Source organism: Dyadobacter flavalbus, assembly GCF_006149045.1.
Taxonomy (GTDB): Bacteria; Bacteroidota; Bacteroidia; order Cytophagales; family Spirosomataceae; genus Dyadobacter; species Dyadobacter flavalbus.
On the sequence record NZ_VBSN01000033.1, the window covers coordinates 1 to 13,763 of the forward strand.

At 44.6% G+C, this 13,763-nt stretch carries 10 protein-coding genes and 1 pseudogene; 6 read left to right on the forward strand and 5 right to left on the reverse strand.

Translation table 11 applies throughout. The features are described from left to right. The 5 genes and pseudogenes from FEM33_RS26700 to FEM33_RS10905 all read left to right on the forward strand — a co-directional run. Positions 1-203, forward strand: a pseudogene (locus FEM33_RS26700) (hypothetical protein); the annotation flags it as partial. A gap of 2 nt (positions 204-205) precedes the next feature. After that, positions 206-1,573: a sensor histidine kinase gene (locus FEM33_RS10890; protein WP_139012059.1), complete on the forward strand. Its 1,368-nt coding sequence runs from the start codon at positions 206-208 to the stop codon at positions 1,571-1,573. A gap of 94 nt (positions 1,574-1,667) precedes the next feature. After that, on the forward strand, positions 1,668-2,915 hold the full coding sequence (locus FEM33_RS10895; RefSeq protein ID WP_139012060.1) for a TolC family protein: 1,248 nt from the start codon (positions 1,668-1,670) through the stop codon (positions 2,913-2,915). A 77-nt stretch (positions 2,916-2,992) separates the two neighbouring features. Next, positions 2,993-4,063 (forward strand): efflux RND transporter periplasmic adaptor subunit, encoded by a 1,071-nt coding sequence (locus tag FEM33_RS10900; protein WP_374756426.1) that lies wholly within the window; start codon positions 2,993-2,995, stop codon positions 4,061-4,063. A 58-nt stretch (positions 4,064-4,121) separates the two neighbouring features. Next, a complete protein-coding gene (locus tag FEM33_RS10905) occupies positions 4,122-7,220 on the forward strand; it encodes an efflux RND transporter permease subunit (RefSeq protein WP_139012061.1) in 3,099 nt (1,032 codons plus the stop codon). 96 nt (positions 7,221-7,316) lie between these two features. On the opposite strand, the gene FEM33_RS10910 is transcribed toward FEM33_RS10905, so the two are convergent. The 5 genes from FEM33_RS10910 to FEM33_RS10930 all read right to left on the reverse strand — a co-directional run bounded on the left by FEM33_RS10910 (position 7,317) and on the right by FEM33_RS10930 (position 12,983). Then, positions 7,317-8,768: a hybrid sensor histidine kinase/response regulator gene (locus FEM33_RS10910; protein WP_139012062.1), complete on the reverse strand. Its 1,452-nt coding sequence runs from the start codon at positions 8,766-8,768 to the stop codon at positions 7,317-7,319. Between the two features lie 29 nt (positions 8,769-8,797). Next, positions 8,798-10,255 (reverse strand): sigma-54-dependent transcriptional regulator, encoded by a 1,458-nt coding sequence (locus FEM33_RS10915; protein ID WP_139012063.1) that lies wholly within the window; start codon positions 10,253-10,255, stop codon positions 8,798-8,800. A gap of 60 nt (positions 10,256-10,315) precedes the next feature. Next, entirely contained in the window at positions 10,316-11,761 is a 1,446-nt protein-coding gene (gene rpoN, locus FEM33_RS10920) for an RNA polymerase factor sigma-54 (protein WP_139012064.1), read from the reverse strand. A 548-nt stretch (positions 11,762-12,309) separates the two neighbouring features. Then, on the reverse strand, positions 12,310-12,621 hold the full coding sequence (locus tag FEM33_RS10925; protein ID WP_139012065.1) for a hypothetical protein: 312 nt from the start codon (positions 12,619-12,621) through the stop codon (positions 12,310-12,312). 77 nt (positions 12,622-12,698) lie between these two features. Then, positions 12,699-12,983 carry a YtxH domain-containing protein gene (locus FEM33_RS10930; protein WP_139012066.1) on the reverse strand — a complete coding sequence of 95 codons (285 nt, stop codon included), beginning with the start codon at positions 12,981-12,983 and terminating at the stop codon, positions 12,699-12,701. A 392-nt stretch (positions 12,984-13,375) separates the two neighbouring features. On the opposite strand from FEM33_RS10930, the gene FEM33_RS10935 reads away from it, so the two are divergent. Next, positions 13,376-13,747 (forward strand): response regulator, encoded by a 372-nt coding sequence (locus FEM33_RS10935; RefSeq protein ID WP_139012067.1) that lies wholly within the window; start codon positions 13,376-13,378, stop codon positions 13,745-13,747. Positions 13,748-13,763: the final 16 nt, after the last annotated feature.

The window sequence follows — 13,763 nt, forward strand, 5'->3', positions numbered from 1 at the left end:
AGGGCTGTTACCTTAAATGTTTCAGCGGAAGAAGGAAAAATCAGACAAGTGGCATCCATGATAAGTCTGAACGCCTAAATGGTAATTTACAATGCACATACATACCACCAAAATTGGGGAAGAACCAGAAAGTAGACAAGGATTTTACGGCCAAACTGATCCATACGCGTCCGGGAATGGGCTACATTATGAAGGAAGAATAGCAATGAAAATCAAAGACCGCATCGCTTTCCAGTTTACCCTTTTGGTAGCCGCGATTCTGCTGCTGTTTTCCATTGCGATTTACAGTGTTTCCGAACATTACAGACAGGAAGAATTTTATGACCGCCTGAAAAGCCGTGCAAGGACGACGTGCCGGCTTCTTGTAAAAGTAAAAGGAATCGACAAAGACCTGCTGAAAGCCATTGACCAGAATACGCTTTCTGAAATGCTGGATGAAAAAGTCCTGATCTTCAATTCCGCGAATGAACTGATTTATTCCAGTGTTGACGACAAACTGCTTACGTACCGCACCTCTTTACTGAATGACGTCCGGAAAAAGAAGTACATGGAATTTCATCAGGGTGAAAGTGAAGTAATCGGGCTGCTTTATCAGGAAGAAAGCCAGCCGCTGGTTGTACTCGCAACGGCTTACGATACTTTCGGGCACAGCAAACTGAATAACCTGAAAAGTACGCTCGGCTGGGGACTTCTGGCCGGAATTGCGGTGACGGTCGGGCTGGGTGTTTATTTTGCCGGCAATGCGCTCCGGCCGATCAGCCGCATTAACGAGCAGGTTTCACTCATTACCGCACAGAACCTTTCCCTGAAACTGGACGAAGGCAACCGGAAAGATGAAATTGCGCAGCTTGCCATCAACTTCAATACGGTGCTTTACCGGCTGCACAAAGCATTTGAGCAGCAGAAAAGCTTTGTTTCGCACGCTTCACACGAACTGCGAACGCCGCTTGCCGCACTTAAGTCCGAAATCCAGCTCGGCCAGCGGTTTACCAAAAGCGATCCGGACCTGGAAGAAGTGTTTTCCAATCTGTTTTCGGATACCGAAAGGCTGATCAGCATTACCAATAACCTGCTTTTTCTGGCACGTTCGTACGAGAATATGAGCAGCATGAAAATGGCGCCTATTCACATTGAAGACCTGGCTTTTCTGGCAAAAGAAGAACTGTTATCATCGCATCCGGATTACACGGTTGAAATTGACTATGAAACGATTCCGGAGAATGAAAATGAAACGGTTATTGAAGGCAATGAAGAACTGCTGAAAAGGGTTTTTTCCAATCTGTTTGATAATGCATGCAAGTACTCAGCCGATCATACCGCCAGGATTTTGATTTCATCCAATGAAAAATCGTGCATTGTCAAAGTCAGCGATCAGGGAATCGGGATTGGCAGGGAAGATCTGCCTCATATTTTCAATCCTTTTTTCCGCTCATCGAATGCCGCCGAGCTGCCCGGCTTCGGTATCGGTCTTTCCATTTGCCAGCGGATCGTGGAACTGCATCACGGCGTTATTTCGGTAACCAGCGAACCCGGCAAGGGAAGCGAGTTTCAGGTACAGCTTGATCACGTCTGAGCGGCGCAATGCCTTTTTCTAATCTTTTTCTAACTTTATTCTAAGCCTCCTGTAATACTGAAGTCGGAATATCGCATACTCTAAAAGAAAGATTATGCGAGTTTACATTATAGCGCTTTTCATCTGTATTTCAGGCGCTTTGCATGCGCAGGATACATTAAAGCTTTCCATGCGGCAGGCAGACAGCCTGTTTCTTCAGAACAATCTGGAAATCCTGGCTGAAAAATATCAGATCGACATTGCCAAGTCGATTGAAATTCAGGACAGGCTCTGGAACAATCCGGTTTTCGGTGTAGAAATCAGTGCTTACAATCCGTCCAGAGGATTGCTTGACGTCGGCAAGCAGGGACAAAAAGCATTTAACGTACAGCAGCTGATTACGCGTGCCGGCAAACGCAACAAGCAAGTCGCACTGGATATTGAATCGTCCCGGAAAAGTGAATACCAATTCTACGATCTTATCAGAACGCTGAAATTCGAGCTCAGACAAATTTTCTTTGAATCTTATTATCTTGGCCAGACCGTATCGCTGTACGACAACCAGATCAATACGCTTCAGACTACGGTAACTGCTTTTGAAAAGGAATATAACAGGCAAAATATCTCGCTTAAGGAAGTGGTGAGATTAAAGGCGCTGCTTTTCCAGCTTACCAATGACCGCGCGGATATTTTGTTTGAACTTCAGGAAAACCAGCGCGACCTCCGCACGTTGCTGAACACGGAGCGGCCCGTCAAAGCAGTTGTGGACAGTTCGGAAATACAGAAATACCAGCTTGAAAATTACACCGCAGCTGCTTTAAAGGACAAAGCATTGCAAAGCCGCAGTGACCTCAAAATTGCGCAGTCTTCAACCAAGCAGGCCGAGCTGAACTATACACTGCAGAAAGCCCTTGCCAAACCGGACGTGCAGATCGGCGCGGTTTACGATCAGGCGAGCAATTATGTGAACAATTATTTCGGCGTGTCGGCGTCCATGACGCTTCCGTTTTTTAACCGGAACCAGGGAAATATCCGGGCGGCCAAAAGCAATATCAATTATAATAAAACGGCCGAAACGCTGAAAGAAAACAGTATCCTGAATGAAGTTGACGCTGCCGTACAGAAAGTCGGCATTGCAGAAAAAGCATATCAGAGCGTGGAAAACCAGTTTACAGACCAGTTCCAACTGCTCAGCAAAGGTATTTTTGAAAATTTCCAGAAACGCAATATCACGCTGCTGGAATTCATCGACTTCATTGAAACTTACAACGAAAGCATCCGGGAATATAACCGTCTTCAGGCCGACCGCATCAAGGTTTACGAAGAGCTGAATTTTGTCGTCGGCGAAGAACTGTTTCAATAATAAAAGATAACAAGGATAAAACTTCAAATATCATGGCATCTGCCCTTAATAATTTCCCGATGAAAAGTCCATTTTACATGGTTATGCTGGCTGCATGCAGCTTATGGCTGACCGCGTGCGATACCCGGAAAGAGCAGCCGGAAGAATCAAAAGCTTTTATGCTTTCCGATACGATGATGAGCAGAATAAAGCTGGACACGGTGAAAACCGAGCCGGTACGGAATGAACTGACACTGGTCGGGAAAGTGGTTCCGGACGAAAACCGGATTATAAAAGTGTACCCGCTGGTTGGCGGAAATATCGAAGAAGTAAACGTTGAACTCGGCGACAACGTTAAAAAAGGCCAGAAACTCGCTACGATCAGATCCGGTGAAGTAGCTGATTTTGAAAGACAAATGATTCAGGCACAATCCGACCTGCTGATCGCACAAAAAAATCTTTCTTCTACGGAAGACCTTTTCGAAAGCAAGCTGGTTCCGGAAAAAGACGTGATTACGGCCAGACAAATGGTGGATAAATCAAAAGCGGAACTGAGCCGTGTAAAGGAAATATTTTCCATTTACGGACTTGGAAAATCCACCAATTACATTGTTAAATCACCAATAGACGGATTTATCATAGACAAAAACGTAAACCGTGGCATGCAGCTGCGTTCCGATAACTCCGAAAGCCTTTTTACAGTCGGGCAAATTACGGATGTATGGGTAATGGCCAATGTCAATGAAAGCGACATTCCGCGTGTCAAGCTCGGGATGCCAGCCGATGTCCGCACAATCAGCTTTTCGGATGAAGTATTCAAGGGGAAAGTTGATAAAATATACAATGTTCTTGATCCTGACACCAAAGCCATGAAAATCAGAATCCAGCTTCAGAATGCCGGTTTCAAGCTGAAACCTGAAATGCATGCAACGGTAAGCCTGAATTTTGAGGAAGGCAGCGAAATGCAGTCCATACCCGCCGAATCGATCATTTTTGACAAAAGCAAAAACTGGGTGATGGTTTATCACGGCCGCTCGAACATCGAGACCCGGCCGGTAGAAGTGTACCGTTCGCTTGCCAACCGCGCTTACATCAGCAACGGGCTTAAACCCGGCGAAACGGTTATTTCCAGAAATCAGCTGCTCGTTTATGACGCGCTGAATGATTAAGTGCAAGTTTCAAAGCGGGTCATTATTCAATCAGGATTCACTTATTCAAAAGTAAAAGATGAATAAATTCATTCGGGGAATCGTAGGTTTTTCTTTGAAAAACCGGTTCTTCATATTCTTTATGACCGGCCTGCTCATTGTTGCCGGAATCGTAAGTTACCGCGATACGCCGCTGGAAGCTTTTCCCGACGTAACCAATACGCAGATCATTATAGTAACGCAGTGGAACGGCCGCAGCGCCGAGGAAATCGAAAGGTTTGTAACGGTGCCGATCGAGGTTGCCATGAATTCGGTACAGCAGAAATCCAACGTGCGCAGCACGACCATGTTCGGACTGAGCATTATCAAGATCATTTTCGATGATGGCGTGGAAGATTTCTTTGCGCGGCAGCAGGTCAATAACCAGCTTCGGAACATATCGCTTCCCGAAGGCGTGGAACCCGACGTCCAGCCGCCGTATGGCCCGACCGGTGAAATATTCCGGTTTACCCTGAAAAGCAAAGACCGCGACAGCCGCGAATTACTGACGCTGCACAACTGGGTTATCGACAGACAACTGAGAAGTATCCCGGGCGTTGCCGACGTAGTTGCATTCGGCGGACGTGAAAAAATATATGAAGTGCAGGTAAATCCTACCAAGCTGGTAAAATACAACATTACGCCGCTGGAAGTTTATCAGGCCGTTACCAAAAGCAATGTTAATGTAGGCGGTGATATAATCGAGAAAAACGGTCAGGCATATGTCGTGCGCGGGATCGGACTTCTGAACTCCATTCCGGATATTCAGAACATTATTGTCGAGTTTGTCAAAGACAATCCGGTGCTTGTAAGAGATGTGGCAGACGTAAAGGAATCGGATATGCCGCGCGTCGGACAAGCCGGGCTGGATGGAAACGACGATGTGGTGGAAGGAATAGTCGTGCAGCGCAAGGGCGAAAACCCGAGTGAAGTACTTGCGCGTATAAAGGATAAGGTGGAGGAACTGAACACCAAAATTCTGCCGCCCGATGTAAAAATGGTCACTTTCTACGACCGCGACAATCTGATTGAGTTTTGTGCGCATACCGTAAAGCACAATCTGGTGGAAGGAATTGTGCTTGTCACCGTCATCGTTTTCATATTCATGGCCGACTGGCGTACAACGGTCATCGTTTCCATCATTATTCCGCTGGCATTGCTGTTCGCATTCATGTGCCTGAAATTAAAGGGCATGTCGGCAAACCTTTTGTCCATGGGTGCAATTGACTTCGGGATTATTATAGACGGGGCTGTTGTGATGGTGGAAGGGATTTTTGTGGCGCTGGATCATCTGGCGCACCGCAACGGAATGGACCGCTATAACAAACTGTCCAAACTCGGGCTGGTGAAAAGAACGGGCGGAGAACTGGGAAAAGCCATTTTCTTTTCCAAACTGATCATCATCACGGCACTGATTCCTATTTTCAGCTTTCAGAAAGTGGAAGGAAAAATGTTTACCCCACTTGCTTATACGTTGGGTTTTGCATTGCTCGGCGCTTTGCTGTACACGCTAACGCTCGTTCCGGTGCTGTGCTCTATTCTTTTAAATAAAAATGTACGGGAAAAGAGCAATCCGGTTGTCCGCTTTTTCGACCGCATCGTAAGCAACGGCTTTGAATGGTGCTATTCCCGCAAAAGGCTCAGCGTTGTGCTGGCAACGGCATTTCTGGTGATCAGCCTGTTTTCCGCGAAGTTTCTGGGAACGGAATTTCTGCCTACGCTGAACGAAGGCGCATTGTGGGTGGAAGCCAAAATGCCGATGAGCAGCTCGCTCAATGAAACGATCAAGATGGTGTCGGTGCTGCGTGCCAAGCTGAACGAATTTCCGGAAGTAAACGGCATACTGTCACAAACCGGCCGCTCCAATGACGGAACCGATCCGTCCGGGTTTTACTACGTCCAGATGCAGGTAAATTTGAAACCCAAAGAAGAATGGACAAGAAAAATCACACAGGATCAGCTGATTGAAGAAATGGACAAAAAGCTGAAACAGTTCCAGGGAATCAATTACAATTACTCGCAACCGATCATCGACAACGTGGCCGAAGCCGTAGCCGGAATGAACGCCAGCAATGCGGTAAAAATTTACGGCGATGACCTGGAAACGCTGAACAGCAAGGCAAATGAAGTGCTCGATGCAATCAAAGATGTACCCGGAATCAAGGATGCGGGTATTCTGAGAAATATCGGGCAGCCGGAAGTAAGTGTCATCCTGCATGATCATCTGATGGCGCAATACGGTGTAAGCATTGCTGACGCACAAGCTGTTATAGAAATGGCAATCGGCGGAAAAACGGCTTCCATACTGTATGAAGGCGAACGTAAGTTCGATATCCGGCTGCGTTACGAACAGCAGTACCGCCGCACCGTAGATGACATTCAGCAGCTGATGGTTCCTACGCTCACGGGCGGAAAAATACCTCTGAAGGAAATTTCCTCTATACGCACGGTAACCGGCCCGGCATTTGTTTACCGCGACAACAACAAGCGTTTTATCGGCGTAAAATTTTCGGTCCGGGAACGCGATCTGGGCAGTACGATTGCTGATGCACAAAGCCGTGTAAAGCCGCTGCTTTCATCTTTGCCGAAAGGCTATTCGGTAAACTGGTCCGGAGAATTTGAAAATCAGGTGCGTGCCACTGCCCGGCTCAGTCAGGTTGTTCCGGTTAGTCTCATCGGTATTTTCATTTTGCTGTTTATCATGTTCAGCAATGCAAAAGACGCAGGCCTCGTGCTGATCAATGTTCCCTTTGCTTTAATTGGCGGAATCCTTGCTTTGCACGTTACACACATGAATTTTGGTATCTCGGCGGGCGTAGGCTTTATTGCCCTGTTTGGTCTTTGTGTCCAGAACGGTGTGATCCTGGTTTCGGTCTTTAACAAAAACCTTGCAGCAAGAATGTCACTCGATGAAGCAATCCGGGAAGGTGTCAAATCAAGAATCCGGCCTGTGATCATGACTGCGCTGATGGCGGCAATCGGCCTTTTACCCGCTGCAACTTCCACCGGAATCGGCTCCGAAACGCAGAAACCGCTAGCAATCGTCGTCATCGGCGGATTGATCACGGCGACTGTACTTACGCTGCTGATTTTCCCGATTATTTACGATTTCTTCAACCGCAAGAAGAGATTGGCTTAACTGAAAAATGGCAATGATGTGCGGGTAAATAGCTGCATGTCATTGCCGTTTTAATTTAAAAAGCAGAACCGTAATCTGTTTGCAGGCAGACAAAATTTATTTACCTGCTTTCTCTTGATTGTTACTTGCCTGAAAACTGATCGTAAAAGTAGTTCCGACGCCCACTTCCGACTGCACGTCAATGCGTCCGTGGTGCGCGTGGATGATGCTCATGGTTGTAGACAAACCAATGCCCATACCGTTGTTTTTACCGGTAAAGTAAGGTTCAAAAATCTTGTCCATGTGCTCTTCGCTGATGCCCGAGCCGTTATCCGCAAAAATAACCTGAATGGAATCTCCCTGGTTTTTTGTTGTGATCCGCAAGATGCCCTGATCTTCTTCCATTGCTTCAATGGCATTGGTAATCAGGTTCAGAAACGCCATCTGGAGAGAAACCGGGTCCAGCGGCAGCGCAAGTTCCTCTTCTGCAAAATGGTTGACGATCTGGATTCTTTTTAGCTGAACACGGTCCAGCGCAGCACCGATGGCCTGTTCCAGAACAAGGTGAACGGAACTTTCCACAAGCTCGATATCCGCCGAGCTCGAAGGCTGCAGAAGCTGCGAAATCAGATCATTGATCCGGTTGCAGTTACGTTTTATTATTTGTGTATAAAATTTTTGGTCTTCGTCGACAAGCTCCATTTCAAGCTGTTCTGCCGAAAGATTCACATTCGTCAGCGGATTTCTGACTTCATGTGCAAGCATGCGTACCAAACGGCCGGTAACAGCCATTTTTTCAGAAAACAGCCTTTCCCGCTCCGACTGCTTTCTGGCGGTCATGTCATGCAATCGTCCCTGAATGTATGCATGATCGTCATCTACTTCCACCGATGCAGAAAAAAGACAGTATTTTTTGTCACCGTCTTTGGTCAGCAGCCGCACTTCCTGATCGTGAATCGTATGGTCTTTGATATTTTCCCAGTCCGTTTCGAATTCAGGTTCCTCAATGATTTCAAGAATGTTCTTCAGTTTCAGATCTTCTTCCGAGTAACCTGTAAGCACGCTTGCCGACGTATTGAAGTCAATGATATTTCCGGCCAGATCGCTGATGAACAGAAAGTCATTCGATTCTTCAAAAATACGCCGGTACCTTCTTTCACTGTGCCTTAATGCTTTCAGAACCGAGGTTCTTTCCAGCGCATAGCGGATGCTTCTTTCCAGCTTTTCGGCATCCAGTTCACTCTTGATAAGGTAATCCGCAGCTCCGAGACGAAGCGCTTCCACGGCAATTTTGGTATCGCCTTTTCCGGTCAGCAGGATAATGGGCTCTTCGCAATCCAGCTGACATGCCTGTTCGATCAGTTCTATTCCGGTGCTTTCTCCCAAAAGGTAATCAAACAGATACAAATCGTATTTGTTTTCCTTGATGTTCTTTACAGCTTCCCTGAACGTAGAACTCCATGTAATATCAAATTTCCAGTTTAAAAGATCCTGGAAATATTCTCTTGTAAGGAAATAATCATCCTCATCGTCATCAACTAGAAGAACCTTAATTAGTTTGTTATTCATTCTTTTTCATCCTGCTCAGTTGCCGGTAATTAAATATCAAATTGTTTCATTTTGTTGTAAAGCGTCTTCCGGTCGATATTCAGTAACCGGGCGGCCTTGCTTTTGTTGAAATTGACATCACGTAAAACCTGCATGATCATATCATATTCGGCTTCATTGGCAACTGTTTTGAGACTTGGCTTGGAATCGTCCGTTTCAACCGGCTCTGCAATGCTGACCGTGCTTGTCACCACAGGAAGCGGCTCTTCATCCAGATCTTTCAGTTTTCTGTAATTTACAATTTCAAACGGCAATGATTTTTCTTCGATCAGATCGCCGTCAGACAGCAATGTGGCCCTTTTGATCACATTCTTCAGCTCGCGCAAATTGCCAGGCCATGAATAGTTGAGAAAATCACTTTTTACTTCTTCCGAAAATCCGGATACATTCTTGTTCAGTTCTGCATTTGTATTTTCAAGAAATGTAGAAGCAAACAGCATCAGATCGTCTTTCCGGTTACGAAGTGCCGGCACTTCAATCGTAAATTCATTGAAACGATAATAAAGGTCTTCGCGGAATTTCCCGTTTTTGGCCGAATCCAGCAGTCTTTCATTACTTGCAACGATGATTCTTACGTCCAGGTCAATTTCTTTGGAACCACCGATCCTGCGCATTTTACGTTCCTGAACGACACGCAGCAGCGCAACCTGGATTTCATACGAAAGGTTGGAGACTTCATCCAGGAACAATGTTCCTCCGTTTGCCATTTCAAAATGGCCGATCTTCGTCTGCAATGCACCGGTAAAAGATCCTTTTTCATGACCGAACAGTTCACTGCCAGCCAGTTCCTTGGAAATTGCACCGCAGTCCATGGCTACAAACGGCATGTCTTTTCTTTTCGACCGGTTATGTATTTCCTGCGCAATCGCTTCTTTTCCGGAACCGCTTTCACCATAAATAATGACGCTGAAATTGGTCGGGGCAACCAGATCGACCTGCCGGAAAAGATTGTCCGAGACATCGCTTTGCCCCATTACATAGCCGGATTTCGATCTTGAGTAACCTTTGCGCGGTGCCTTTACAGGCTCGCTTGTATTTCCGCCGGCAACCGGCGAGATATATTCCGCTTCTTCATTTCTTGTAGATTCTGCATCTGCAATGGCTTTTTTTACAGTTACCAGAATTTCATCGGGGAAAAGCGGCTTTGTAATGTAATCGTAAGCACCCAGCTTCATTACATTCACGGCCACTTTTATATCCGAGTATCCGGTTATGATCAGTACAGGAACGTTTGGACGTTTTGTTTTGATAGTAGTAAGAAGCTCCGTTCCGGTAATATCACCCAAACGGAAATCGGTCATCACCAGATCAGGAGAAATGGATTCAATCAATGCAAGACCGTCTTTTCCGTTTTGCGCTGTTTCTACGATAAAATCATTCTTTGATAAAAATCTTTTTAACAAGAAGCAGATATCCGCTTCGTCATCAACAACAACAATTTTTTTCATGCAGGTTCTTAGGGCTTAAACTTAGTTTGTTCCAAGCTTTTGTATAGTTATTCTTAACGTTTATATAGTTACTCGCAGTCTTGCAGTCGGAATGTTTAACTGTTCCCGATACTTGGCAACCGTCCTTCTGGCGACTGAATAGCCTTTAACAGAAAGCATATCTGTAATCTGCTGATCGTTGTAGGGATGCCTTTTGTCTTCTTCACTCACTATTTCTCTTATTGCTTCCTGAATTTCCCTGTTGGAAACTTCGGTACCATCTTCATTCGTAACGCCTTCGGTAAATAGATCTTTCAGCAAAACGATCCCGAAAGGAGTCTGGACATATTTGTTTGTAGTAACCCTGGAAACGGTTGAAATATCCATGTCGATGATTTCCGCCACGTCTTTCAGGATCATCGGGCGCAGCTTTTTGACGTCTCCGGTCTGGAAATAATCGTACTGAAGCTTGACAATGGCTTTCAGCGTGCTCAGCATCGTATTTTCCCGCTGCTTGATCGCGTCAATAAACCATTTGGCCGAGTTCATCTTGTTTTTAAGGAACTGGTTTGTGGCCTTGTCGTTCTTCTGTTCAGCCATCTGGGTGAACAGTTTGTTAAGCCTTAACGCAGGGCTGTTTCCCCACGTAAGCTGAACTTCTATTTCACCGTCTTCGGTATACCGAAGCATAAAGTCAGGCTTGATGCTTTCATTGATAATGGAATCGTTCCGCAATCCGGAGGCCGGCTTCGGGTTTAAGGTGGTAATAAGCTGAATGGCTTTCTTGAGGGACTCTTCGTCGAGCCCGGTAATTCGCATGATCTTGTCGTAGTTTCTTGAACCCAGTTCATCAAACGCATCCGATATGATCCGGTAAGCCCATTTCCAGGTTTCATCCTGATTTTCCATCCTGTTGAGCTGTATCAGCAGACATTCTCTGAGGTCATTTGCTGCGATTCCGGGCGGATCAAGCTGCTGGATTACTTTCAGCATCAGGTTTACTTCATCCGTATCGATAAACATGTTATTGGCAAAAGAAATATCATCTGCAATTACTTCGCTTTCTCTTCTCAGAAAACCGTCTTCATCCAGCGAATCAAGTATAAAATCAGCAACCAGCTGCTGTCTTTCATTTAATCTTAAGAAATGGATCTGCTGTTTCAGATCATCCCGGAATGAAATTGTTTCCACCATTGGACGCGTATACAACTCATTGTCATCCGTCTGATTGTTTGCATATGTTTTATAGTCAGGAATATCATCGTCTCTGAACTCATCCCAGTCGTAATAATCCTGAACTGAAGTATCGTCGCCTGAATTTACTGCGTCCGTCGGGTCCTGAGCCTCGTCACTGCTGTCTTCTGATGCATTGTCCTCCTTGCCTTCTTCCAGTATCGGATTTTCTTCTAATTCTTCCTTTATTCTTTGCTCAAGCTCCATTGTAGTCAAATGCAGTAAATTCAGCATCTGGATTTGCAAGGGAGAATATTTCAGTGTCTGTCTTTGCGTCTGCGTCTGTCTTTGCATATAGCAACCAAGGGTAAAATTAAGTACTATTAAATCTAAACGGGTAAAGCCAAGCCGCTTTATTGTTACGTGCTTTAAATTTACAATTCTTTATCTAATCTACCTTTAAAGAATAGCTTGTTTATAAAGATTGCGTAGTTAATTCCACATTATGAGTACAATAATTCAGAATGTAGAGGTTGTTCACAAATATGAACATGAGCGGATTTGCCGAACTTAACGCTGTCTCTGATTTGCACAGCACCGGGATTTATTTAACAAGCATCACTCCTCATCATTAATTTTTCTGCGACTAACCGTTGGTGTTTCACCATGTTACTTTTCATTTCCTGCACGTAGCCGACATATTCTTCGGTTGAACGAATATATAAATTTTACTTTATGCCCGACTGAAAGCTGTGCTTTCACAAAGCTTATGTATTCCGGATTTTCGTAATTCATCCGACAATATCAAATATATGAGTAAAACCCTTGCCTGTAAAAAGCAAGGGCATATAAAAACCCTTCTTTAAAGGAAGGGTTCCGGTGAATGTAAATATTCCTGGTTACTATCTTTTGACAACCGGTTTTTCATCCGTTGCCTTTTTAACCCAGCGCAGACCTTTCAGCAACAGTTCCCGTCCATGCGGAACGCCATGCTTGATAATTACCTTTTCAACAACAATAGGAGCAAGAAGCCTGAGCGGCGCAGGCAATCCTTTGAATGCCGTATTGGTTAGGATGGCTCCTATTCCCGAAGCATTTCCTTTTCCGCTGATTCCTTTTGAACCTTCTAGAAATAAATCCTTTAAGTAACTGGCATTTTGCAAAACCGTTGACTTTGCCTTACTTTTTTGTGAATCTGCTACTAATGTTTTCATATCCCGGATGAAGTCTCTGATGAAAATGCAATACTTCCGGCCAACAAGAATATACGCCTGGCCGGAAGTTACATCATTTAGAATTTGTTGATTTCCTCTTTTGCTGTATCCTTGTACTCTTCTGCCTTGTTCACAGCAGCATCTTTATAAGCTTTTCCTTCTTCCTTGATATTTTCAGCTGTATCTGTGGCTTTTGCCTTGCTTTTTTCAAGCGCATCAATCAGATCTCTGGCAAGTGTATTGGTTTTTTTCTTGATTTTCTTTCTTGTGTTATCGCCGTCTTCAGGTGCGAAGAGTAATCCGATGATTGTTCCTGCCGCAGCAGCTGCTAAAACGCCCAAAATAATTTTATTGGTGGTCATGATCCAAGTCTGTTAGTTGTGGATAATTTATTTCTTTAATGCAAACACCTATCAAAAACCTGTACCAATTCCGGTTTCCGCTTTTCACAGTATAAGCAATTATTTGAAAATGAATCAGTTGCGCTGAAATCCGCATTTAACCGGCAAAGATGTGGTTTGAAATTCTGTAAATGAATGTTCCTATAAAGCGGAAAAGAGGGACAATGATTCTACAACCTTGCCAGGATCCGGAATCATTCTGTACCGTTCACTCATTTGCAATTAATACCTTTTCTACAGCAATTTGAATGGCAGGATTATTTTAACCTGATGTTTATTATTACTAAACAAGGCACTATTGTGGTCTGTTACCTCCGTAAAAATGAAAAAAAATCTATTTTTAACACATCGCTATGAAAATTGTAATTATTGAGGATGAAAAGGATTTAGGGATATTGATGCGCAATTTTCTAGTTAGGCAATTAAATATTAAGACTCCGGATACGACTGTCAAGGTGGCATCTTCGTTGCTGGAAGGAATGAATTGTATAAAAGAATTAAGTCCCGATTGGATATTTATTGACAATAACTTACCCGACGGCAAGGGAATTAACGAAATAAGGCATATAAAAGACGACAATTCCGGAAGAAGGATCAAAATTGTCATGATGAGTGCAATGACCAACCTGAGAGAAGAAGCATATAAAGAAGGTGCGGATTATTTCCTTGACAAACCGATCAGTTTTGTCGAGGTAAGAAACATCCTTAACCAGCCATTTTCGTAATTATTCCCGTTAGCTG